Below are 25,824 nucleotides of genomic sequence, written 5' to 3'. Positions count from 1 at the left end.
GGTTTTTTTATTTCACATTCCCATACAGTAATGGCTTTCCAGCCCAAACGCCTTAAAAGCATTTTATTTTTTTTATCCTTCGAAATGTTTTTTTCAAATTTGGCAAGCCAATATTCCTGATTGGCGGATGGGGTTGTGCATCGGCGGCATCCTTTGTGACGGTGCCAAAAACAGCCGTGGACAAATATAACCGTTTTATATTTGGTCAGAACGATGTCCGGTTTGCCCGGCAGATCTTTCCGATATATCCGAAACCGATACCCCAGACGATGAAGAAGCGACCTTACCGCTTTTTCCGGTGCCGTATCCCGGCTTCGGATTCTCGACATGTTCCAGCTTCGCTTCTCCTTTGTTAAATGGTCAGCCATATATTTTTATCGATTCAGTATTTTCGATTTAAGATACTCTTTGATTTTTTCAGGTCCCAATGCGTCTAAAAGCCTGACTCCGCCCAGACGGTTTAAAGTCTTTGCAATTTTAACGTATTGTTCCTTGCCTTGTATATCTGGATACTCTTTCAAAAAATCAAGCACAGCATGAAGAATGGTTCTGTTCCTGCCGAAATTTCTTTCAAGCAGATTGTGCTGAATATCCTGCGAGTATAGCAGAATATTTGTCAGTTCATAAGGGTCTTCTCTGCTCTCATCATATGTTAAATGAGCAAACCACCAAAGGCGAGAGATGCCGTTTCTGCTTAATGCTCTGCTGCTTTCGCCGTCAAAATAATATCTGCTGATAATGGTTCCATCTTTCTTGGGAGGCCATCGCCAAATCATGTAGTCCCAAAATGTTTCATGACAAAGATATGCCCATAATCGCTCCTCGGCAGCTTGCACCGGGTTGAGCCTGCCCCTGAATGCTTCATATATTCGCTTCGAATTCTCCTGGTCCGTATCGGATGGTTCACCTTCATTAGTCAAAAGAGAAAAGTTGTCGGGCAGATTAATCTGAGTCTCATAGTAATAGGCTCCGCCTCGAAAATATTCATTAAGCCAAGGGGTCTTCTTTTGATAGAAATCGATTCGATTTAAAGCGTCCTTTTTTAGCTGTTCCAGTGATTCCTGCTTAAATACTTTGAGTTTCATAACCTATCCATCATTTCAAAATCAACCGCCGCTCTCATATACGGATTTGCAAAAACCTTTTGCGCAGCTTCAAAAGTGTTTTCTTCATTCTTGATATTGATTCCCATCTCACGAAGTTTATTTTCAAGTGATCTGAACCATCGGTACTGCCTGTTTTCTGAGAGATTCTCGTCCGTAGTTTCTTTAATGAATTTTAGTCCTTCCATCAATACAGGTATGCCGAGCAAAGATGTTATGATGCCCTCTTTCTGCTTGTCAGTACGCAAGGCCTCATATTTGTCAAACATATTCTTCGGAAGAAAAACATTGATTTTGTCTGAATTGAGACTGATGTGTATTTCGCCTGTTTCTCTTTCTTTGTCGAGTCTGAATACAATAATTGAATCGGGTTTTTGAATAAGCTCATAGTCTGAGTACACATCGAGTATCACCGGTCCGCTTGCAGCCAAAATTTCTCCCGGGTGCATTGTAAAAGCGGTCTGCTGATAATCTGGGTGGAGCCCTTCAGGCTGGTAATTCTCTATAACATCATCAGCATAGACAAATGCGGAGATTTCAGTTTTGCCGCATATCCGACCCCATGGGATTTCAATTGTTCCGCTGATGGTGATGCAGTCAGACCATGCAATGTTTTCTATTTGATATTTTTCCCGAAAAAAGGTCCTTCCGCATTCAAAATGAAGTGCAAGAACGGCTCGGTGTTCTTGTAATAGCTGTATTATCGTGGAATTGTGTAACGCGATTGTGTAGGTGAAACAATAGTTTTTTTTGTTTTTGTCTGCTTGATAAACGACAGCCGACTCAAATGTTGAGTTTTGTATGTCATCGGAAAAAGCTGACAAAACAGGATAAGGGAATCTCTCGGTCGTCTTCATTTTATTATCCTTAAGGTCATCTTTTCCTTTTCTTCAAATACCAGCTTATAATGCTGAGGACTGTCTGGATTTAACTTTACGAAGAAACCATTTTGTTCTACAGGCAGCTCCTTGTTGTCCTGCATCACTTTTTCAATCCGCAGCATTTCCACTTCACCGTCATCTCCAACTGCTCCGAATGATATTCTGCTTTCAAATTCGGCATCAGACCGAAGCACTATTGTATAAGACTGCTGAACTTCATCATACATGCATCGCATGCGCAAGTTCCCTTTTGGAGTTTTCTTGCCCCCTTTTGTCCCATTGCCGCCGTCCTTGGCACCGCTGCTTCTTCCGTCATGTCCATCGCCCCCTTTTCCGCCTCCTTCTTTGACGCCCCCGCCGCCGCTTGTCCCTTCTTCTTCTCCAGTTGTTGCATTTTGACCACCTTCAGCAATTGGAGGGGTCCTTGGGGGCAAACCAGTTATCGGCGATGTAGTTGTTTCTTGGGGGCCCGAGGGAAGCCCTCCTGGTAAGCTTGGGGGTATTGCCTCCGGCCCGAAAATCTGGTCGTCGGGTAAATACTGAGCCATTTCAGAAATTTGAAAGGAATCACTTATCTCGTCATTCAGAAAGCTGTCTATGCAACTGCGAATCCAATACCTAATTGTATCAATTACCTTTTTCCCGTTTTCTCCTCGTTTTGGATCCCATTTGTCATGACGAGGCGGTTCTAACTTCCGCAAGATTTCGTTGCCGTTTTCATCGTGGCAGATATATATGCCGCTTATAGGCTTTCGACTGCTGAAGTGTCCCCAGGTATCAATAATCATTCCGCTTTTTCTGCATACAGCAATAGGTTTGCTTTCCCGCATGTCATCAATTATCAGCCTCAGTTCGGAGTTGCCTACAATCTCAAGAGTGCGCGTGTAGGGGACCCCGTTTTTATAAGCATTAAAATATCGGTATGCTTTGAATGCTTCATGCTGTTTATAATGTTCCATATATTGGGCTATGTTATTAGAGTCTATAGCGGTGTTGTTTATCTTAAATACAATTTTCTTCATGCAGATAGCCGGCCAGAAGTTCTCCAGAACAGAGATTATTAATTGTTCCTCCCAATGACCGCTTTCTCGGTAGGCAGGGACATAAATATCAGTTCCTGTAATGCCGACAGGTCTTCGGAAAAGTTCAGGTATTGCATTACGGATAGAATTGAAGGAGTATACACCGTTCCTTTGAATACATTCACCAATGTAGCCGGTGGGGTGAACTTTTTGTCTTTGTGGGTTGAGGTGAGTTACCAAGCGGGAGACACCCTGAAAAGCTTCATTCTCCGAGGTTCGTGTATAATAATAAACAGTTCGAAGTTTGGAAGCGGCGAAAGGAGCGTACTTTCCTATGCCGAAAGAGCCTCCGGCACCTGCGTCTTTGTTGCAGGCTCCCTTGGCCCTGACCAGAGAATACCACCTGCCCGTTCTGTCAGTATCTGTCCCTGTCAGTCCAGTTGTGCCGTAATCGCTTATCTTTAGGACACCGATTGTTTTTTGCTCGAGACAGGTTTTAGCCCTTGAGAAAAAGGAGACTGCTTTAGGATCACCTTCCCAATAAGATATGCATCTAGTAAAAACATCTTTTAATTCAAGCAGACACGGCAACTGATCAATCAGCATCGTAAGAAGAGAAAAATGCAGCTGCACTTCTTTTTTGTCTAAAGCAGCATCACAAGTATTCTGACCGCATTCTCTCGCAATATGGTCCTCTACATCTCCTTCGAATGTCTCGATTCCTGCATCATTTAATCCTTCTTCTTCTCCTTCAAATGGCGGAAATGCCAGCTGTATGGTTTGCATGATTCCTCCTGCGCATATCCTGACTTTCTCCATCCGCAGAGTCTTTTAAATTATTTATTAAAGATAATTTTACTATATTTTACAAATCCTTTTCAACCCCTTTTTTCCGTTTTTTTGGGGGCATTTGCCTTCGGCGTGAGTGTTGGGAGTTTCAGGCTTCGGGTTTCGAGATTCGGATTTCGAACTTCTGGCTTCGTCTTTTCCTCCGGCTGCCGACCGCTGGCGTCTGGGCTGCTGGATTTCTGCTTTCACGAATGGCCGCGATGGACCTGGCGGTATTTGTGCGGCAGCATCCCCGTTATCTCCAGAAACGCCCGCCGCATATTGGAGGTGTAGTGAAATCCGGAGCGAATCGCAATGGTCTCAATCGGCAGATTCGTCTCGACCAGCAGCGTGCGGGCCAGTTCAAAATGGGCCCGGATGATTTCATCATGGATAGACCGGCCCAGGGCCCGCTGAAACTTCATCTGCAGCGTCCGCTTGCTCAGGCACAGCTGCTCGGCGATGTCGTCCACCTGCAGCGGCTGCGACGCATGGCTTCGGATGTACCGCAGCGCCTTGATGAGCTCCTCATCCTCCAGCGCATACATATCCGTCGAGCCGCGCTCCCGCACGCCCGCCGGCTGGATGCGTATCCATTGGCCGCGCATCCGCTCTTTTCCGCTGATGATGTCATCCATCAGCCGGGCCGCCTCATATCCGGCCGTTTTGAAATTAAACGCGATGCTCGACAGCGGCGGGGTGCACAGACTGCAGATGGCCTGGTCATCATCCACCCCCAGCAGGGCTATTTCCTCCGGAATCCGCAGCCCCGCCTCCGCCGCCACATTGCTCAGATGACAGGCCAGCACATCGTTGCTCACCAGGACGGCGATGGGTTTGGGCAGCTGCCTGAGCCAGTCTATCAGGGGCTGCTGACCTTTCTGAAGGATGGTGTCGATCCACAGTTTGGCGGCGGGCACTGATTCGCTTCGAATCGGACGCGGACTGCTTTGAAATGTGTGGAGTGTCCCCCCATCCCGCTCGACACACCGCCGGAACGATTCCATCCTTTCCATCGACCAGCGGGCTTCACTGATTCCAAAAAAGGCGAACTGAGAGAACTTTTTGCCTTTGAAATAATCGTAGGCCGTCTGAGCTATCTGGTCCGGGTCGGCGCTGATATATGGAATCGAAAGGAGATTTTGCAAAGTCGAAAATGCGATAATCGGCATCTTGATTTTGAGGATTTGTTGGGCCATCATCGAGGTTTGAATATTGGCAAAGGCCCCGCGACAGCCGCGTTCTTTCAGGAACTCAATGGATTCAAAAGACGAGTCTGCCCAGATTATCAAATCCCAATCCCCTTTGTCCCGAATGTACTCTGTGATGCCGGACATGATTCCTTGGGTGTTGTGGGTAATAGTGCTGTAGGCGAAGGCAATTTTGACTTTTGGTTTCATTTGGCGGCCGACAATATTTGTTGTTGCGCAAAATAAATGTCCGATAGACAGAATATACATTGGGATTCCGAGAAAGTCAAGGAGAATGCCGGCGATTCTCGATGAATTAAATCCTGAAAAGATGGACAAAAGCGGTTTTTCTCTCATATCTCTATGAAATACAAGCCGTTGCGCAAAATTGTCTTTTTTTAAGCGCGAGATTGCCTTGTTCATCTTTGTTCGAAAATCGAAAATGAAAAGGTCAGGCGGACAGTATGAAACAAGGTTGAAAAACTTGTGGGGAAAAAGGGGAACATTATGAAACGAAAGGCGTTTACCCTGATTGAGTTGCTGGTTGTCATTGCGATTATCGCGCTGCTTTTGTCTATTCTGCTGCCGGGACTGAAGACGGCAAAAGACATTTCCAAGCGCGTGATATGTGCCTCCCGTCTTCGTCAGGTGGGAGTGGCGATGCGCTCGTATTCCCAGTCATATGAAAATCTGCCGGATGCAGTGGACAGAAACGGCAAGCAGGAATCAGGCCATGGGTATGCAGTCTATCGCGGAGATAAGCCCGAATGGATTGATGCCAACGGCAAGCCGATTCCGATTCGCTGGGCCAAACTGTACGAAAGCGGTTTTATGGAGGAGCCGAAGATTTTTTACTGTCCGGGCAATCGTCTGGAACTTTATAAATATGAATCCTACTGCCAGCCGGCCCCGTGGGGCACTTTGCCGCAGGATTTCAATACGCGGAACGGCAGCAACCAGTGGATTCGCATCGGCTTTACCTATTTTCCCATCGCCCGCAATCCGGTGATGTCCACTACGATTTTTGCCCCGGCGGCCTTTCCGAAGAAGTTTACAGACCTGCATCCGTCTCTGCCGTATGCGACGGATGTCTTGTGGGGGCGAAAGAATCTCAGCCATCAGCGTCTTCAGGATTCCGGTTCGGAGTATAAGGCATCCAATAATTATTCGGTCAATGCCCTTTTTGCGGATGCTCATGTGAGCAACTGCAAGAATCCGGAAATCTTTAAACATCCGGTCTGGGACCGGTTTGACAGCAGCCAGGTGGATTATAATGAATACTATTACACCGTCTTCCGTCTGATCGGCGGGATGTAATCTCTTTGCCTCTTGCGGGTTCCAGCAAACACAGTCAGGAAACAGAAAACAGGGAAGAAAATCTGAATATGATTCCGGTTGCCGTCATCGGTACAGAGGGGTATGCATATAAGCAGCTGGAGCGGATTTTCTTTTTAAACAACTGTTTTGATGTGGTGGGGGTCTGCAGCGAACCGAACCGCCGCGAAAAGGGCTACCAGATGTGCGTGGAACGCGGCATAGAGGTTTTCGACGATGTAAAGAGTTTGCTGGAAGCGGTGCAGTCACGGGTGAAGGCGGTTTTTGTTTTCACGGGGATTGACAGCCATTATCAGTATGCCCGGCAGTGTCTGGAGCAGGGATTTGAGGTCTTTTTGGAAAAGCCGCCGGTGCCGACCATTCAGCAAATGGATGATTTGATTGAATTGGAGGAGCAGACCGGTCGGCGCGTGGCGGTGCTGTTTCAATATTTGTACAGCGGGATTGTTCAGACGCTCAAGCGCCGGATTGTCTCAGGCGAATTCGGGCAGGTTCGTCGGGTTCGTTCGCTGGCGGCCTGGCAGCGGCCGGATGCCTATTTTCGGCGGAATCACTGGTGTGGTACGGTGCGGACCTCCTGCGGAGAATGGGTGCTGGACGGGACGCTGAACAATCCGCAGGCCCATGTGTTGAGCAATTCGCTGTATCTGGCGGGTTCGCAGGCGGACCAGATGGCGTATCCGCTGGTGGTGGAGGCCGAGCTGTACCGCGTGCATGAGATTGAGTCTGAGGATACCAGCAGCATGCGGATTGTCTGTGAAAACGGCTGTGTTCTGATTCATAACACTACCCTTTGTTCGGCTTCCGAGGTGCGAAGCGAAACGGTCGTCGAGTGCGAACGGGCGACCATTACCTACCGCAATTTCAATCAGGCCCAGATTGTTTTTAATGACGGACGTCAGGCGGAGTTTCTCGAAGAGTCCGAAGACCCGCGGATGGAGATGCTCAAGGATGTGGCATTCTGCTTTGAGACGGGCCGTCCATATAAGGTGCCGCTGTCGCTGTGCCGGCCCTTTACGCTGTGTGTGAACGGGGCGTTTGATTCGAGCGGGGAGCCGGCGGATATTGACGCGGCGCACGTCGTCAAAAGCCGTCATAACGGGCTGCCGATTACCCTGATTAAGGATATTGTGCCGATTATGCAGCGGGCCCATTCGAGCTGCCAGCTGCTTTCCGAAATTCAGGTGCCCTGGGCCCGTCGGGGGCGTCCGATTGTGATGAAGGAGTATTCGAGTTTTCCCGGTCAGCGGGTGTCGTGGGAAAGCTGACGCCGCTGACCGCGGCTGTCTGTGCTTTGATTTCTTCTTGGATGGATGGAGGGGATGTTGTTGTCTCTGTTCGGGTTATTGGAAAACACAAGGCAGCCTAAAAGAAAATGGTGCTGTCTGGCGGGAAAGGTTAGGCGAGGATATACTGAATTTGCGTTTACGCTTCTGTGCAAGGTAGAAAGGCAATGAAAACAAAGAATCCATCCTTCGGGTGCAGTCTGCTTCGAAAGAGTTTGATTCTCTGGCTTGGCTGTTTTCTGGGCAGCGAGGTTTGTCGGGCGGCGGTCTCGGCAGGGCTGCAGACGGATATTCTCTATGGGAAAGCAGGCGGACAGGAGCTGCTTTTGGATGTCTGTGTGCCGTCGGGCCGGGGGCCTTTCGGGATTGTTCTGTATATACACGGGGGGGGCTGGAGCAGCGGCGACAAGACCCAGGACCGAGATGAACTGCTGGAAGTCTTTACGAAGGCGGGGTGGGTGTGGGTTTCGATTGATTATCGGCTGGCGCCTGCGCATCGGTGGCCGGCGTGTCTGGAGGATGTGCAGACGGCGATTCGCTGGGTAAAACAGCATGCGGCCGATTACAACGGTGACCCCAATCGGATTGTGCTGGCCGGATACTCCGCCGGCGGGCATTTGGCCTGTTCGGCGGCCATTTGGGGCAGAGAGGATACGAGGGTGCAGGGGGTCATCGGCCTGGCGCCGCCGGTGGATATGGTGGCCGACAATCAGCGCCGCGGCGGATTGAGCACCTCGATGCAGAATCTGCTGGGACTGGGGCCGGAACTGAACGAAGCGTCCGCAGCGGTTTTGAAAAAGATTTCCCCGATTTGGGACGTTCAGGCGGGACTGCCGCCGTTTCTGCTGGTTCACGGCACCCGAGACCAGAGTGTCCCCTATCAGCAGTCGCTGGATTTGAAGGCGGCGCTGGAGCGATGCGGCGTGCCGTGTGAGCTGATCACCATAGAAGGCGCGGGACATCGTCTGACGGAATGGGGGCGGTTTGAGCCGCACTGGAAGGAAAAAATAGCCGATTGGCTCCGGAAGTCCTTCGGCACTTCTTCCTCCGTTCCCGGTCGACGCATAATTGTCAGTGCAGATGGAAAGGGAGATTATCCCTCCGTTCAGGCGGCCATTGATTCGATTCCGTCGGGCAATGCCGAGCCGGTTGAGATTTGGATTCGGCCGGGCGTGTATCGGGAACGGATTGTCATACCGGAGGGCAAACGGCTGATTCGAATGAAGGGAGAGGATGCCCGCACAACAATTCTGACGTACAATTTGTATGCGGCGATGCGGGATGAGAGCGGCAGGGAAATCGGCACGTTTGCGACGCCTTCGGTGACGATTCGGGCGGACGATTTTGCCGCGGAAGACCTGACCTTTGAGAATACGGCCGGGCCGGTCGGGCAGGCGGTCGCGCTGGCGGTCTTCGGCGACCGATGCGTCTTTCGGCGGTGTCGGTTTCTGGGCTGGCAGGATACGCTGCTGGACCACCGCGGGCGGCATTATTATGAGGACTGCTACATTGCCGGCCATTGCGATTTTATCTTCGGCAGCGGGACGGCGTTTTTTGACCGTTGTCAGATTCATTGTCTGGAGGCCAGCTATATCACAGCCGCCTCGACCCCGCCGGAGCAGAAATGGGGCTATGTCTTCTCGAACTGCCGCATAACAGGGGAGCCGGCGGGACGGGCCAAGACCTATCTGGGGCGTCCATGGCGGGATTATGCGAGTGTGGTTTTTCTGAATACGGAGATGGCGGACATCATCCGTCCGGAGGGCTGGCACAACTGGAACCAGCCGGCACGGGAGAAGACGGCCCGATATGCAGAATATCAGAGCCGCGGTCCCGGGGCCAATCCGGCGGCGCGTGTGTCGTGGTCTCGGCAGCTGACGGAAGAGGAGGCCCGACAAATTACGGTGCCTTCCGTCTTGGGCGGTCAGGACGGATGGAATCCGAAAGCGGCGGGAGTGCCTGCTGCTTCTGGCGGAGATTCTCAGGGTCTGCGGCTGTGGTACACGCGTGCGGCGCAGGAGTGGACAGAGGCCCTGCCGATTGGGAACGGGCGTCTGGGGGCGATGGTGTTCGGCGGGGCGGCCCAGGAGCGGCTTCAGTTCAATGAGGATACCCTCTGGAATGGAGAACCGCATTTTTATCATCACGAAGGGGCGGTCCAATATTTGCCGCAAATCCGGCGGCTGCTGGCGGAGGGCAAACAGAAAGAAGCGGAAGAGCTGGCAGCCCGGGAGTTTATGAGCGTGCCGCTGCGGCAGAAATCGTATCAGCCGTTTGGGGATTTGTTCCTTCGTTTTGAGGGACATCAGGAGGTTTCTGATTATCAGCGGCAGCTGGATTTGGAGTCCGGCGTTGTCCACATACAGTATCGGCTGGGGGGTGTGAAATATGAACGAACCTATTTTGCCAGTTATCCGGACCAGGTGATTGTCGGAACGATTTCCTCAGATCGGCCCTGGCAGGTTTCGTTTACGGCCTCTCTTCAAAGCCCGCACGAAGAGATTGCCGTCCGGCGAATCGATGACGGTCAGATTGAGATGACCGGTCGGGTGAAGGACGGGCAGCTGCGGTTTGCGGCTCGGCTTCGCATTTGGAGTGAGGCCGGAACGGTCAAGGTTCAGGAGGACGGCTCAATTGCGGTGGAACGGGCGGATGCGGCCTTTTTTGCGCTGACCGGCTTTACGAGTTTCAAGGACTTTCAGGATATCAGCGGCGACCCGTCGGCCAAGTGTGCCCAAACCCTCGAAAAAATAGCCGGAAGGACCTATGCGGACCTTCTGTCCGCTCACCGGGCGGATTATCGCAATCTTTTTGGGCGTGTTCGGCTTGATTTGGGGCAGACGGCGGCAGCGGAACAACCGACGGATGAGCGGCTTAAAGACCCGCAGTCCGACCCGGCTTTAGCAGCACTGTATTTTCAGTATGGGCGGTACCTGCTGATTTCCAGTTCTCGTCCCGGAAGCCAGCCGGCCAATCTGCAGGGCTTATGGAATGACCAGCTGAACCCGCCGTGGGGCAGCAAGTACACGGTGAATATCAATACGGAGATGAATTATTGGCCGGCGGAAGTCTGTAATCTGTCCGAATGCCATCAGCCGCTGTTTGATTTGATTGCGGATTGTGCGGTCAGCGGCCGCAAGACCGCTCAGGCCCACTATGGAGCCCGCGGGTGGGTGCTGCACCATAATACCGATTTGTGGCGGGGCACGGCACCTATCAATGCTTCCAATCACGGCATTTGGGTAACGGGCGGGGCGTGGCTGTGTCATCATTTGTGGGAGCATTATTTGTTTACCCAGGATGAGCGGTTTTTAGAGAAGCGCGCCTATCCGCTGATGAAAGAGGCCTGCCTGTTTTTTGTCGATTTTCTGACGGAGGACCCGAAAACGGGTTGGCTGATCAGCACGCCGTCCAATTCTCCGGAGCATGGAGGGCTTGTGGCCGGCCCGACGATGGACCATCAGATTATCCGCTCGCTTTTCGAAGCGACAATTCAGGCGGCCCGTCTCTTAAAAAAGGATGACGAACTGGCCGCTCAGTTAACCCAATTAAAAGACAGAATCGCTCCCAATCAGATTGGACGGCACGGTCAGCTTCAGGAATGGCTGGAGGACAAAGACAAACCGCAGGAACCCCATCGTCATTGTTCGCATTTATGGGGTGTTTATCCCGGCCGGGATATTACGCTGCAGCAGCCCGAACCGTTTCAGGCGGCCCGTGTGTCTCTTCTGGGGCGGGGAGACGGCGGGACCGGATGGGCGAAGGCCTGGAAGATGAATCTGTGGGCGCGGTTTGAGGAGGGCGGCCATGCTCATCAGCTTTTGTTGGATGCGCTCCGCAACAATACCTATCCCAATTTGATGGATGCTCATCCTCCGTTTCAAATAGACGGCAACTTCGGCGGCACAGCGGCGATTGCCGAGATGCTGCTTCAGAGCCATCTGGACCGGATTGACCTGCTGCCGGCCCTGCCGAGCGCCTGGCCGAACGGTTCCGTTTCGGGCCTGCGGGCGCGCGGCGGCTATGAGGTTGATATCGAATGGGAGAACGGCCGGCTGAAGCGAGCCCGGATTCGCCCCTCCAAAGCAGGGGTCTGTCGAGTCAGGACGTCAATTCCGGTCGAGATTGTCTCCGGCTTTCAGCGGGTCGATTTCAGCCAGAAAGAAAATGCTGTGATTGAATTCGAAGTTCAACCGGCAAAGATTTATACCTTGACCGCGAAAGCGTCTTAATGCCATAAGCGGTCCGGAAAGGAACAATAAGAGTCGAAAGGATTTTTCAATGAAGCAGAAACGAATGCTCGGAAGCGGGCGGTTTCTTTTGACGGTTTTTGCAGTCTTTTGGATTTGCGGCTTTCCGGCTGCTGCGTTGACGGAGGAAGAGGGCTGGCAGAGTGTGCCGGAGATTCTGGCCCGCATTCAGCCGCCGACCTTTCCCGAACGGGATTTTGTGATTACGGATTACGGGGCGGTCGGCGACGGAAAAACGGTTTGTACGGAGGCCTTCCGCAAAGCGATAGCGGCCTGTCATCAGGCCGGAGGCGGACGCGTTGTCGTGCCGGAAGGGACCTTCCTGACGGGACCGATTCATTTGAAAAGCGGGGTCAATCTCCACCTGAAGGAAGGAGCGGTTGTCCGGTTTTCCAGCAATCCGGCGGATTACCTTCCGGTGGTGTTTACGCGGTTTGAGGGGACGGAGTGCATGAATTATTCGCCCCTGATTTATGCCTTTGAGCAGGAAAATATTGCGATTACCGGCAGCGGGGTTCTGGACGGCAGTGCCGATGAAAAGACCTGGTGGCCGTGGAAAGCGGCGCAGAAGACAGATGTGCAGAATCTGGTCAAACAGGGAGAGCAGGGGGTTCCCGTGGCCGAGCGGGTGTACGGCGAGGGTCATTATCTGCGTCCGAATATGGTTCAGCCGTACCGCTGCAAGAATATTTTGATTGAAGGGGTGATGATTCGCAGCAGTCCGATGTGGCATATTCATCCGGTGCTCAGTCAGAATATCACCGTACGAAATGTCAAAGTCATCGGGCACGGACCGAACAATGACGGCTGCAATCCGGAATCCTGCCGGGATGTGCTGATTGAGGGCTGTTATTTTGATACCGGCGACGACTGCATTGCCATCAAATCGGGCCGCAACAATGACGGCCGCCGTGTGAATGTGCCGTCGGAAAACATTATTGTCCGCAATTGTACGATGAAGGACGGGCACGGCGGGGTTGTGCTGGGCAGCGAGATTTCCGGCAGCGTTCGGAATGTTTTTGTTGAAGATTGTCTGATGGACAGTCCCAATCTGGACCGCGGCCTTCGCTTTAAAACCAATTCCGTGCGAGGCGGGGTGATTGAGCGGATTTTCATGCGCAATGTGGAGATGAGACAAGTTCGGGAGGCGGCGCTGAAGATTGACTTTTATTATGAAGAAGGAGACAGCGGGCCGTTTAAGCCGATTGTCCGCGATATTTTTATGACCAACGTGGTCTGCCGCAAGAGCAAGTATCCCTGGCACATCCGCGGCTATCCGCACAGTCCGGTTCAAAATGTGGTTTTGAAGGGGTGCGTGTTTGAAAATGCAGAAAAAGAGGGCGTGGCGGAGGCGGTTGAGTCGTTTCTTGTTCTGCCCAAGGATAAACCGGCGGCCTCGACGGAGCGCTGGTCAGAACGAATGATTCGCTCCGAAATGACCCGCAACCCGCAGGCGTGGATGATTGATTTTTCGCCCAAGCCGCGATGGAAGTATCCAAGCGGGCTGATGATGAAGGCCATCTGGACGGCCGGGATTCTGTATGACAAGCCGGAGTATCTGGAGTATGTCAAGAGTTATTACGATATACTGATAACCGACGATGGGCAGATTCTGACGTATGATGCGGCCACCTATAATATTGACAACATCAATCCCGGCAAGACGCTGATTGATGTGTATTTGCGGTCTCCGCAGGCCAAGTACCGCAAGGCGATTGAGGCCCTGCGGGAACAGATGCGAACGCACCCTCGGACCTCCGAAGGCGGCTTCTGGCATAAGAAGATTTATCCGCATCAGATGTGGCTGGACGGGTTGTATATGGGGGCGGCATTTCTGGCCCAGTATGCGGCGGTGTTTGAGGAAAAGCCGCTCTTTGATGATGTGGCACGGCAGTTTGTTTTGATGGAAAAACATGCCCGTGACCCCAAAACAGGGCTGTTGTATCACGGCTGGGATGAGTCCCGCACGCAGAAATGGGCGGACCCGTCAACCGGCTGTTCGCCGCATTTCTGGGGCCGGGCGATGGGCTGGTATGCCATGGCCCTGATTGATACCCTCGATTATTTCCCGACCGACCATCCGCAGCGCAAAGAACTGGTGGACATTCTGAACCGCCTGATGGAAGCTGTGGTCAAGGTCCAGGACCCCAAGACCGGAGTCTGGTATCAAATTGTCGATAAACCAAATGAGAAAGGGAATTATCTGGAATCCTCCTGCTCGGCAATGTTCGTGTATTCCCTGCTGAAAGGGATTCGCAAGGGATATCTGCCTTCGAGTATGACGGAGGCGGCCGAGAAGGGGTATGCCGGCATTTTGAAAGAGTTTGTGGAGGTTGCGGCGGATGGGCAAGTGCATCTGCATAAGGGCTGTGCCGTCGCCGGGCTGGGGGGCAGTCCGTATCGGGACGGTTCGTTTAACTATTACATCAGCGAGCCCGTTCGAAGCAATGACCCCAAGGCCGTCGAACCGTTTATTCTGGCTTCCCTCGAAATGGAAATGAAAGCAGGTCTGATTGCCGCCAAATAAACAAATTCGGTTTTCTATGCAATGTTGCCGTTTTACAGGCGGTTCTCTTCTTAGCCGAAGCGTCCTGATTTTGGGGATGCTTACGGCCGGAGTCGTCCAGAGAGTTTCCGGCGGGGAGTATAATCCTCCGGAACGTGTTCTGGCCGAACGTCCGACGATGGAAGGACATACGGCCCAGCCGCTTCGATACCGTCCGGAGGGACGGGATTTTGTGATTGAAAACGGCCCGGAGTTCTTTAATCGTCCTTTGTACGGCGGCAATACGGCCTTTCGGGCGGATGCAGGGGATAAACCGGAGATTTCGCTATATCTGCCCGGCCATGGGGGAAATGTCCGCTTTGGAATCCGCACAAAAGACGGCATTCGCTGTCTGAATGAGGCCCGGCGAATTGTCAGCCGATACCGAGCCGGTTCCATGGTTTATGAAATCGAAGACCCGCTGCTGAAAAACGGTTCTCTGCTTTTGACCGTACTGGCCCTTTATGAAAAGGAAGGGATTTTGGTCAAAGCAGAATTGCAGGCAGAAACCGAACCCTGCGAGTGGCTGATGGTTACCGGCGGAGCAAGCGGCCGGCGCGGACGCCGAGGAGGGGATATCGGCTGTGAAACAGAACCCGTGTCGGAATTTTTCCGGTTTCGTCCGGAGTTCTGCCGCGAGAATGCATTCTCGATTCGGGAAAATGCCTTTGTTCTGTCCGGCCGAATCGGTTCCCTGGCGGGATTTTTTTCACCGAAAGCGGCGGTTCAGACGGCGGACGGTCGGCACTGGGACAACCTGGAAAAGGTGGCGGCTTCTGCCGGCGGGTCATTTGACTATCCTGTGGCTTTTGCGGCAGTTCCGCTTCAGAAAGGAAAGGCCGCCTATTTTCTTTTGCATCGGCTTGCGTCCGGAGAGCAGGCGGAGTTTTCCGGGGATTTTGAATCGCTGTTTGAGCGGACCGAACAGCATCGCAGACAAATTGCCGGCCGGGTGCTGGCGGATACGCCGGACCCCTTTCTCAATGCGGCGGTTTCGGCCCTTTGTGCGGCGGCGGACGGCATTTGGGATGAACCGCAGGGTACGGTGATGCACGGTGCAGCGGCCTGGCGGACGGCCTTGGCGGGCTGGCGGGGGGCTTATGCCAACGATGCCCTCGGCTGGCACGACCGGGCCCGGCGGTACCTTCGATATTGGGCTCAAAGGCAGAATCTGCAGGAGGCGGCGGCGGAACCCGGACCGGACCCGGCTTCAAATTTGTCCCGCAGTCATCCGGCCAAGCAGAGCCGCGGCGACATCGGCGGCCGGCACTACGATATGAATCTGGTGTATGTGGACGCTCTGTTTCGGCATCTGATGTGGACGGGAGATTGGGCGCTGGCGGAGGAACTCTGGCCGGTGCTCGAGCGGCATTTTGAGTGGGAGCGTCGGCTGTTCCGCCGTCCCTTCGGGCCGGAGCGTCTTCCGCTTTACGAGGCGTATGCGGCCATCTGGGCCAGCGATGACTTGCAGTACAGCGGCGGAGGAGTCACGCACGCCTCCGCTTACAATTATTATCAGAATCATCTGGCGGCGCGGCTGGCCCGGCGGCTGGGCAGGTCTCCCCGGCCTTATGAGCGGGAGGCCGAACAGATTCTCAAGGCCATGCGGAAGCATTTGTGGCTTGGAGAGGACGGCTGGTATGCCGAATGGAAAGACTGGCTGGGCCTCCAGCGGACGCATCCGAGTGCAGCGCTGTGGACGTTTTACCATACGATAGACTGCGGGGCGGCGGACCCGATGCAGGCCTGGCAGATGAGCCGGTTTGTAGATACGCAAATCGCGCATATTCCCATCCACGGCCCCCAGATTCCCCAAGGGCTCTGCTGTACGCTGCCGACGACGAACTGGATGCCTTATACCTGGTCCACCAACAATGTGGTGATGGCCGAAACGGCCCATACAGCCCTGGCCTATTGGCAGCTCGGCCGGCAGGAAAAGGCCTTTTCGCTGCTGAAAGGATGCATCCTCGACAGTATGTATATGGGGCTTTGTCCGGGCAATCTGGGGATGACGACCTATTTTGATATGGCCCGGGGGGAAGCCCAGCGGGATTTCGGGGATGCCGTGGGGATTGTCAGCCGGGCGGTTATCGAAGGTCTGTTCGGCATTCGTCCGGATTCCCTCCAGGGGCAGCTGGTGGTTTGTCCGGGATTTCCGGCGGAGTGGGAATGGGCTCGCCTGCGGCATCCGGACATTGTCTTTGCCTATCAGCGTTCGGGGTGGACGGACAGCTTCAGCATTCGTCCGCTGTTTTCGTGTCCGCTCAACCTGATTCTGCAGATTCCGGCCCGCGGCACAGATGTGGAACGGGTCTCCGTGAACGGCCGCTCGGCCTTCTGGAGGGTCCTGGAAGGGACCGTAGGCACTGCAAGAATCGAAATCACGCCGCGTTTAGCGGATGCGTATGAGGTGCAGGTAGTCTGGAAGGGCCCGGCGCCGGCGCGGGCACAGACGATCCCCGTTGCTGCACTGGGGGAAGAATGGACGGCGAAGATTGACTCGGCGAGATTTCAGAAGGTTTTCGACCCGCAGGGGGTGCTGGACAAAATTCGAGTTCGGGGAACAGCGATGGAGGGCCGAACGGTCGGAAAAGAAGGCCATCGGACGGTTTTTGCGGAGGTGCAGCAGGGGCGGATGAAGTGGCTGGAACCGCTTGCTCTGGAGGTGCGGCCGGCTGTGGAGATTATTCCTTCCGTCCGTCAGGACCCCCAGAGCATTCGGTTTCGCATCCGGAACAATACGGGCCATGTTTTCAGTGAGGCGGCGGTGACAGTGGGCACCTGGCACAGGGAGCAGCCGCTTTGGGTGCCGGCTTACGGACAGTCGGAGGAGATAATCCTGTCCGTCGATGAAGTGCCGCTGATGCCGGGTTCGAATCGGGTTTGCGTGAAGTTTTCCGAGGGCCGTCGTGCCGAAGGCCTGGTTGTCAATTGGAAACTATCGCTTCAGCCCAAAGAGCGGATGGAAGCGGTGCATCTGACGGAGGTCTTCAATGAACAGCTCCGCCGCATCTTCCAAAATGAATATCTCAGCCCGCGTTCTCCGTTCTGTTCGCTGTCGATTCCCAAACAAGGCATCGGCAGCTGGTGTGATTTTGCCAAAACCTTTGAGGTGGACGACAGCGGCCTGCGGCGATGCGTGCAGGAGCAGGGCGGATTCTATCGACTGCCGCAGGGCATTGTTTTTGAATGGCCTGCTGACCCGCAGGACAAAAATATTGTCTTTGTTTCCCGGTGGGAGAATTTTCCGGATGAAATCACGATTCCTTTGTCCGGACAGGCAAAGCATCTGTATCTTTTCATGGCCGGTTCCACGAACTCGATGCAGAGCCGCATCGACAACGGCGAAGTGCTTGTGACCTATGCGGACGGCAGGCAGGAACGGCTGGCCCTGCACAATCCCACCACGTGGTGGCCGATTGACCAGGATTATTTTCTGGATGATTACGGCTTTCGCAGACCGGAGCCCATACCGCCTCGTGTGTACCTTCGAAGCGGACAAACGGCCGTTTATGACGCTGTGGAATTCAAAGGCAAAGGCGGGATGGTTCCCGGAGGAGCCGCAACGGTTTTGGATATCGCGCTGGAGCCGGCCAAGCCCCTTCGCTCTTTGACCGTGCGGGCGTTGGCAAATGAGGTGATTATCGGATTAATGGCTGCTGTGTTGGTTCGCTGAACAGAGAAAGGAGTTTGTATGCGTAAAAGACAAGATGTTCTGAATATCTCGGCTCTTTTGGGGCTGCTGTGTGTTTGTCCGGTATTTGCGGCTGCCTGGCCGTCGGATTTGCCGGTGTCTGAGCTGCCGTTTTCGATGACGCCTCCGGAGGAACCGCAGATTCCTGACAAGAGATTTGTGATTACCGATTACGGAGCGGTAGGAGACGGCCAGACGATGAACACAGAGGCCTTTGCCCGCGCGATGGAGGCCTGTGCCAAAGCCGGCGGCGGCCGGGTCATTGTTCCGGCGGGGCTGTGGCTGACGGGTCCGATTCGCCTGGTCAGCCGGATGGACCTGCATCTGGAGAAAGGGGCTGTGATTCTGTTCAGTCCGAATATCGAGGATTATCCGCTGGAGGAAAGGAGTTTTGAGGGTCGGCAGGAAGTCCGTCGGATGTCTCCTTTGACGGGGGACAACCTCGAACATATTGCGATTACCGGCTCGGGGATTTTGGACGGGTCGGGTCAGGCCTGGCGCCCGGTCAAAAAAGAGAAGATGACGGAGCGGCAATGGAAGGAACTTGTGGCTTCCGGCGGAGCGGTGGAGCCGTCGGGTACAATGTGGTGGCCTTCGGAGAAAGCCATGAACGGCCCCCAAACCGCTGCAGACCTGAAGAAACGAAAAGCCCCGGTGGCGGATTATGCAGCAGCAGGAGAATTTCTGCGTCCGGTGATGGTGTCGCTGGTCAACTGCCGGACTGTGCTGCTGGATGGGCCGACGTTTCAGAACTCGCCGGCCTGGAATATTCATCCGCTGCTCTGCGAAAATATGATTCTCCGCAATCTTCAGGTTCGCAATCCCTGGTGGAGTCAGAACGGGGACGGTTTGGATTTGGAATCCTGCCGAAATGTTCTGGTCTATAACTGTACGTTTGATGTGGGGGATGATGCGATTTGTATGAAGTCCGGCCGGGATGAATACGGGCGGCGCCGCGGAAAACCCACGGAGAACGTCGTTATTTCCGACTGCATTGTCTATCATGGACACGGCGGTTTTGTGGTCGGCAGTGAGATGTCCGGCGGAGTGCGGAATATCTGGGTGCGCAATTGCAGTTTTTTGGAGACGGACATCGGGCTTCGCTTCAAGAGTACTCGGGGGCGCGGGGGACTTGTGGAGAATATCTATATTCAGGATATTTTTATGGCGAATATTGCCGTCGATGCAATTCATTTTAATCTGTTTTATTCCGGGTCTGCGCCGACACTGGAAGAAAGTGTCCATTCGCCTGCGGCGGAAGTGAATGAGGGAACACCGCGGTTTGAACGAATTTTTATCCGAAATGTTTTCTGCCGGGGTGCGAAGCGTGCTGTCTATATGCAGGGACTTCCGGAGATGCCGGTTCGGGATGTTGAAATCAAAAATACGGTCATTTCGGCTCAGTTGGGCGGCCTTTTTCTGGATACCGAGCGTCTGCGCTTGTCAGAGGTTTCCCTTCTTCCGGAAAAAGGGCCCGATTTGACTTTTACAAACAGCCGAACCATTCTTCTGGAACGGCTGAAACCTTCCGCTTCCAAGGACGGCTTTTTGGTTCTGGCAGGGGGCAGGACAAAAGATATTCGGCTTCTCGGAGCGAACCGCTCAAATCTTTCTGAGCGGATTCATTATCAATACGGCTGTGCTCCGGATGTGCTTAGCTGGGAATAATTATCACAAACACAGAGAGAAACGGCGAACCAAGGGACAAAATTATGAACTTCAGAATGTTTTTGAGCGTGCTGGTTATGGGGACGGCGGTCTGCCGGGCTTCGGAATGGCCGACATTTCGATTGAGCAGCTACTTTAACAAAGAGGCCGCCTGGTACGGTACTCCGGAGGCCTTGGGTTTGGCTGACAATATTCTGACGTGGCAGGATGACTACGGCGGCTGGCCGAAGAATGTGAATACAGCCGTCAAGCCCTATGACGGAGACCGCAAGAATCTTCACGGAACCTTTGATAACGGGGCGACCACCGGGGAACTGCGGTTTCTGGCCCGTGTGTATAAGGCCTCCGGGCAGGAGCGGTATCTGCAGGCGTTTCTGAAAGGGTTTGAGATGATTTTGAAGGCCCAATACCCCACGGGCGGCTGGCCGCAGCAGTTTCCCCCGCCGGCCAAAACGTATCACCGTCATATTACCTTTAATGACAATGCGATGGTGCGGATTCTGATGTTTCTCGATGAAGTTGCGCGGTCGGACGACTATGCTTTTTTGAAAGAGGAGCAGCATCAGGCGGCTCGGACGGCCTTTCAGCGGGGCATCGGGTGCATTCTGAAATGTCAGATTCGCGTCAACGGGGAATTGACCGGCTGGTGTGCTCAGCATGATGAAAACGATTTAAGCCCGCGCTCGGCCCGCAGTTATGAGTTGGTTTCAATCAGCGGAGGCGAAAGTGCGGAGATTCTGCGGCTGCTGATGCGGCTGGACAATCCCTCTCCGGTTGTGGTACGGGCGATTGTCAGCGGCGTGCGGTGGTTTGAGCGGTCGAAAATAGAAGGCCTTCGGATCAAATGGGTCAACGGCAGGCGGACGGCTGTGCCGGACCCCGAGGCCCCTCCGCTGTGGGCTCGGTTTTATGAGATTGAAACGAACCGGCCGTTTTTCTGCGACCGCGACGGGGTTCGAAAATACGATTACAATGAACTGGACCCGGAACGGACGGAGGGATACGCCTGGTATGGAGACTGGGGCAAAGATGTTTTCCGCGATTTTGAGAAATGGAAAGAGAAATGGTCAGACCGTCTTTCCGCCGCCGAGAGGATCCGAATTGTCCTGACGGGGGATTCGACGGTTTGTGAGTTTCAGCCGCCGGACTGGAGACGGGGGTGGGGACAGTATCTGGGCGAGTACTTTTCGGATAAAGTGGAGATTGCCAACCACGCACGAAGCGGGCGAAGCACCAAGACGTTCTTAAATGAAGGGCTTTGGGAAAAGGCGCTGGAAGAGAAACCCCTCTTTATCCTGATTCAGTTCGGCCATAATGACAACCATGCCCCGGAAAAACCGGAATCGACGGCGGCGGATAAGGAATACATGGACAATCTGAGGTATTTTGTGGAGCGGGCCAGAGCGATTGGGGCAGCGCCGATCCTGATTACACCGATGCACCGCCGCAAGTTTAGCCCGGACGGCAGGATGAATGACACCCTCAAGCCGTATGCGGATGCAATGAAGAAGGTGGCGGAGGAAAAGAAAGCCGCTCTGGTGGATTTGCATACAGCCAGCGGACAATTGTTTGAACGGCTTGGAGAGGCGGAAGCCGCCAAGATGTCCGATGACCCGCAGGACCGAACGCATTTTAATGAGCAGGGAGCCCGGAAAATGGCGGAGCTGATTCTGCAGCAGCTGCCGGAGGCCGAACCGTCCATCAAACCGTTTTTGAAACAGAAAAGCGAACCGTAAAATCTGATAAATACTTGCATTCCGCTCCGGGTAGAGAGAGAATAGTGAGGGATAGTTTTTGGGGAAGCTGTTGGGGTCTGGTTGAAAAAAGGAAAGGACTGAGCAATGGGCTCCAAGAGACGAATTATGCCTGCCTTTACGTTAATCGAACTGCTCGTTGTCATTGCCATTATCGGTCTGCTGCTTTCCGTTCTGATTCCGGCCCTGAAAAGAGCAACGGCGTATGCTCGGAAAATCAGCTGTCAGTCCAACTATCACCAACTCGGCATTGCAATGGGGATTTACGAGCACCAGACCGGATACAATTTTCGAAAAATAAAATCGGCCAGAGGGTTATCCGGTACTGAACTTGCAAGAAGCTGGTTTTGGGCGAACGGCACTTCGGATTACGCCCACGAATGGCAGCCGTTTGCGGTGCAGTTCATTATGGATGCCGGCGTTCTTCAGGATCGAAAGGTTTTCTTCTGCCCGGGTTATACCAATCTGGCGTATGATAAGAATTATCCGAGGGATGCTTCCTCGCTGACTCCGCAGGAAACCGTAGAACTGGAGAGACGCTGGAAGGCAGGCACGGGGCCGATGCCGATGTTCTGGAGCACCCATGTCTGGATATGGAAAAAGGAAATTCGGGAGGATGTGACGTCGGTGAATAATCTGTCCTCCGGGGCAATGATGTGTGATATGACCAACGGGGCATGGGAGTTTGCCAAAGCCAGGGACCCGGATCGCTTAGGTCGGGTGATGAATACGGTCGGGATTCGCCGGCAATACCAGCATGCCAATGTCCTGATGCAGGATTACAGCGTAGAAAATCCCACGGATGATGATGCCAAACTGGTTCGATGGCTCTGGAATTCCGACAAATGGGCCGGAACGGGCTATTGAAAACTTTTGCATTAAAAGACCAATTTGCTCTGGTTTTTTGTTTTTGATTTTTTGCGCAAAATTCACTTTTTTTTGTCACAAGATTGCCTTGTCCGGAATATCCCATAAAGAGACAATTAGAAAGAGAGAACCTCTGGACAAGGAAAGGATTATGAAAAGAAGATCTGCCTTTACGTTAATCGAGCTTCTGGTGGTGATTGCTATCATTGGACTTCTTTTGTCTATTATAATCCCGAGCTTAAAAAAAGCCACTGAATATGCCCGCAAGATTGTCTGCCGGTCCAACCAACGGCAAATTGGTTTGGTATTTAGCAATTATGAGTCGGAAACGGGTTATAATTTCCGAAATTTCAAGAGTTATAATTCGATTCCTGCATCCGATCGTTCAAAGCACTGGTTCTGGGTAAGCGGGACAGCGGATTTGGCCCATGAGCTGCGTCCCTACGCCATTGGTTTTGTAATGAAGGCCAATCTGCTTCCGGACAGCAAAATCCTCTTTTGTCCGGGAGTAAAAAACGTCTCCAGTGATACCAATTATTTGTTAAGTGATGTGACGAGCGGAAATCCCATTCCGCGGAACACCGATGATATCTATCGGGAGCTGGGGGATACTCTGGACAATTCCCGCCGACCGCTGTTCTGGAGTACGTATGCCTGGATATGGAAAAAAGAGATTCGCAATGGGGATACGTCGGTTCAGCAGGTGAACAACGGTTCCAGCGGAGCGATGATGGTGGATATGACCAACGGTCTGTGGAAGTACGCGGAGGCCACCGACCCGTCGCGTTTGGGGGTGTTGATGCGCACACGAAGTATTCAGCGTGCTTTTTCACACGGCAATGTCCTGATGCAGGATTACAGTGTCGCCAATCCGAGCGACCGAGACGACCAGCTGAATCGGTGGCTGTGGGGAGCGCCCTATTGGGCGGGCAACCCGTCATTCGACTATAAGTAAGCTGTTTTGCAGAGACTTAACTGGGGGACAACAAGTTGGGAAACAAAAGAGGTCTTGTTTTTTATTCTTATTCCTATTCTTCTTAACTTCATTTTAGGAGGTCTTTTATGATGAAAAGCAAGTGGGTGATTGTTTCTATGGCATGTCTGGGCTTGTGGGTTTTGGCCCAAGCGGGATTTGCGGGTATTACGGATCCGAATATTATTACGGGTGTGGTGCGGTACAATTGTATTGAGGGAACCAGCTGCGATACCAACCCTGTTGTGGTTAAAAGCGGGCTTCTGAACGGGGCCCTGACTCACGTGGACCGCACATTCGTTTTCCGGGATGCGAATGATTTGGAGGGCATTGATTTTGTGCAGACGGCGGTCGATGACAAAGCGAATTCAGCCCTGCAGATGGATGTGACGGTCAGCAAGGCGGGCACGCTCTTTCTGCTGATTGACAACCGGGTCGGTGACGGCAACGGGGCGAACCCGCCAACCATTGGGTCGGTGATGAACTGGGTCCTGACGAACGGTTTTGTGCAGACCGGCTATACGGTCGGCGTGTTCAACCCGTCGGATTCCTCCACGGTTTATATGACGGCTTATGCCAAACCGATTTCCGGCGCCGGCACGATTTCGCTGTATGAGCAGAACGACGGCACCAGCCGGATTACCTATTTGATTGCTGCCGTTCCGGCCGGCTGGAATCTGCCGCCGTCGGTAATGGGGGTACCCGCCAGTGCACAGGTGGAGCCCGGCAAATCCCTGGTGATAGACGCAACGATTATGGATTACGGTCAGAATACAACCACAACGGTTTTGTGGGAGAAAGTGTCCGGCGGGGAGGTTGTGTTCTCGCCCAACAATACTTCGGAAGATGTTTCTGTCTCGTTTCCGGGCGGAGAAGGCAATTATACCCTGCAGCTGACAGTAACCGATGGTGAGGGCAAAAAGACTGTCAAGACGGTTGAAGTAGCTGTTCAGATAAAGTCTTATGCTCTGGCGGCGGCGGACCATTGTGAAATCGGCAATGATTCCAGCCAGGGGCCGACATCGGCTCGCAAAGCTACAATTTCGGATGTCAAAAATTTCAACGACGGTTCTTCACAGAGGCGAAGAGTCTGCTACTACAGATACAACATAGCGGACCAGAAAGAGGCGGGCAAAGTATTTGCTAACAGCTATTTGATGCTCAACGTGGACAAGGGCAATCTTTACACCACCAGCCATGTTTACGTGTACGGTATCAAAGAAGAATATGACAACTTTACCCTGCAGGGCACAACGTGGAGCACAGCACCGGGTGTGGATAATGCCCCCGTGCCGCCGCTGAATTCAGCCATTACGTTTGATACGCTGGACCTGGAGGATATTTCTCCGCTTCTGGCGGCCTTTACGGTTCCGACCCTCGATATCTGGCTGTCCACGGCCAAGTTCCCGGCCCTGGATGAGTTCCTGAATTCCGATACGGACGGCAGTGTGGTGCTGATGTTTATCACTTATGATCCGGAAAGCTGCGGCTTTGAGATTTGTTCTCCCAGCCACAGCCGGACCGAGACCGAAACGGGTCTGAAAGGGATTATTCTCCGCGGAAATGTAGCGACCCCGACCTGGGCCACAAAGCCCAATCCGGCGAACAATACCAGCCAGAGCACGCGGCTGGCTCAGCTGAGCTGGACCAATCCAGCCCCCAGTCAGGAAGGTGCTGTCATCACCTGCGATGTGTTCCTCGGCACCACCGAGCCGAATCTGCTGGACCCGGACTACGGGCTGACCACGCTGGCGACCGGTATCAGCGGCAATTCCGTTGCGATTCCTTCGGGGATGCTTCAGGTCAACACGACCTATTACTGGGTGGTGGATGTGCATGACAGCATTGCCGGAACGACGCGAGGGTTTGTCTGGACGTTTAATACGAACAATATGATACCTCTGGTGGAGCTGGAGAAGCCCTCCCAGTACATTTGGCTGAACAATGCGGGCAATCCGGCCACAGCCACAGCCGTCATTAACACGACGGTGACGGATGATAACTTCCCGCAGCCGTATACGCTTCTTTGGGAGCAGCTCAGCGGACCGGTGACGGTGCCGATTGTTCCCAACAATGTCGAAGACATTACGCTGGTTCTGCCGCAGACGGGAACGTATGTGTTCAGACTGTCGGCGGATGATGGCAGTGTCATCGGTTCGGCAAGCACCCAGATTTATGTTGGTACCTCGCCGTGCAATGCGGCTCAGGCCAAACCGACCTATGTGCGGATTCCGGCGGATATCAACAACGACTGCTTTGTGGATATGACTGACCTGGCGGAGTTTGTCTCCCGCTGGCTGGAATGCAATGCGAGTATGGAAGCACCCTGCCGATAAAAAGGTTCAAAGGCGGGAGTGTTTTGTGAAGTAAGGCAGCGGCCGGAAAGAAACGTCTGTCTTTCCGGCCGTTTTTTCTTTGAAGGATTATC

14 protein-coding genes are annotated in these 25,824 nt (G+C 53.3%); 10 read left to right on the top strand and 4 right to left on the bottom strand.

The genetic code is table 11. From position 1 onward, the window contains the following. Positions 1-374 precede the first annotated feature (374 nt). The 4 genes from PKY88_10555 to PKY88_10540 all read right to left on the bottom strand — a co-directional run bounded on the left by PKY88_10555 (position 375) and on the right by PKY88_10540 (position 5,234). Positions 375-1,085, bottom strand: a complete 711-nt coding sequence (locus PKY88_10555; GenBank protein ID HOQ05640.1) for a DUF6339 family protein — start codon at positions 1,083-1,085, stop codon at positions 375-377. Beyond that, positions 1,082-1,960: a hypothetical protein gene (locus PKY88_10550; GenBank protein HOQ05639.1), complete on the bottom strand. Its 879-nt coding sequence runs from the start codon at positions 1,958-1,960 to the stop codon at positions 1,082-1,084. Before PKY88_10550 ends, PKY88_10555 begins: the two co-directional genes overlap by 4 nt. After that, positions 1,957-3,825, bottom strand: coding sequence for a hypothetical protein (locus tag PKY88_10545; GenBank protein HOQ05638.1), 1,869 nt, complete (start codon positions 3,823-3,825; stop codon positions 1,957-1,959). Before PKY88_10545 ends, PKY88_10550 begins: the two co-directional genes overlap by 4 nt. A 215-nt stretch (positions 3,826-4,040) precedes the next feature. Continuing rightward, the gene (locus PKY88_10540) at positions 4,041-5,234 is read right to left on the bottom strand and encodes a substrate-binding domain-containing protein (protein ID HOQ05637.1); all 1,194 of its coding nucleotides are present in this window, start codon (positions 5,232-5,234) and stop codon (positions 4,041-4,043) included. A 297-nt stretch (positions 5,235-5,531) separates the two neighbouring features. Between PKY88_10540 and PKY88_10535 the strand changes: the two genes are divergently transcribed. The 10 genes from PKY88_10535 to PKY88_10490 all read left to right on the top strand — a co-directional run bounded on the left by PKY88_10535 (position 5,532) and on the right by PKY88_10490 (position 25,732). Further along, positions 5,532-6,341 (top strand): prepilin-type N-terminal cleavage/methylation domain-containing protein, encoded by an 810-nt coding sequence (locus tag PKY88_10535; GenBank protein HOQ05636.1) that lies wholly within the window; start codon positions 5,532-5,534, stop codon positions 6,339-6,341. A gap of 68 nt (positions 6,342-6,409) precedes the next feature. Continuing rightward, on the top strand, positions 6,410-7,627 hold the full coding sequence (locus PKY88_10530; GenBank protein HOQ05635.1) for a Gfo/Idh/MocA family oxidoreductase: 1,218 nt from the start codon (positions 6,410-6,412) through the stop codon (positions 7,625-7,627). A 185-nt stretch (positions 7,628-7,812) separates the two neighbouring features. Then, entirely contained in the window at positions 7,813-11,877 is a 4,065-nt protein-coding gene (locus tag PKY88_10525; protein ID HOQ05634.1) for a pectinesterase family protein, read from the top strand. 49 nt (positions 11,878-11,926) lie between these two features. Continuing rightward, the gene (locus tag PKY88_10520; GenBank protein ID HOQ05633.1) at positions 11,927-14,422 is read left to right on the top strand and encodes a glycoside hydrolase family 88 protein; all 2,496 of its coding nucleotides are present in this window, start codon (positions 11,927-11,929) and stop codon (positions 14,420-14,422) included. Positions 14,423-14,438: 16 nt separating this feature from the next. Further along, entirely contained in the window at positions 14,439-18,116 is a 3,678-nt protein-coding gene (locus PKY88_10515; protein ID HOQ05632.1) for a DUF4450 domain-containing protein, read from the top strand. Between the two features lie 18 nt (positions 18,117-18,134). Continuing rightward, positions 18,135-19,802 carry a glycoside hydrolase family 28 protein gene (locus PKY88_10510; protein ID HOQ05631.1) on the top strand — a complete coding sequence of 556 codons (1,668 nt, stop codon included), beginning with the start codon at positions 18,135-18,137 and terminating at the stop codon, positions 19,800-19,802. 44 nt (positions 19,803-19,846) lie between these two features. After that, positions 19,847-21,538 carry a pectate lyase gene (gene pelA / locus PKY88_10505; protein ID HOQ05630.1) on the top strand — a complete coding sequence of 564 codons (1,692 nt, stop codon included), beginning with the start codon at positions 19,847-19,849 and terminating at the stop codon, positions 21,536-21,538. A gap of 105 nt (positions 21,539-21,643) precedes the next feature. Continuing rightward, positions 21,644-22,423, top strand: coding sequence for a type II secretion system protein (locus PKY88_10500; GenBank protein ID HOQ05629.1), 780 nt, complete (start codon positions 21,644-21,646; stop codon positions 22,421-22,423). A 151-nt stretch (positions 22,424-22,574) separates the two neighbouring features. Further along, positions 22,575-23,378 (top strand): prepilin-type N-terminal cleavage/methylation domain-containing protein, encoded by an 804-nt coding sequence (locus tag PKY88_10495; protein ID HOQ05628.1) that lies wholly within the window; start codon positions 22,575-22,577, stop codon positions 23,376-23,378. Positions 23,379-23,485: 107 nt separating this feature from the next. After that, positions 23,486-25,732: a hypothetical protein gene (locus tag PKY88_10490; GenBank protein ID HOQ05627.1), complete on the top strand. Its 2,247-nt coding sequence runs from the start codon at positions 23,486-23,488 to the stop codon at positions 25,730-25,732. Positions 25,733-25,824 lie beyond the last annotated feature (92 nt).

The organism is Anaerohalosphaeraceae bacterium (genome assembly GCA_035378985.1).
In the GTDB taxonomy this organism is placed as follows: Bacteria; Planctomycetota; Phycisphaerae; order Sedimentisphaerales; family Anaerohalosphaeraceae; genus JAHDQI01.
This window is presented reverse-complemented; position numbering and strand designations above follow the sequence as displayed.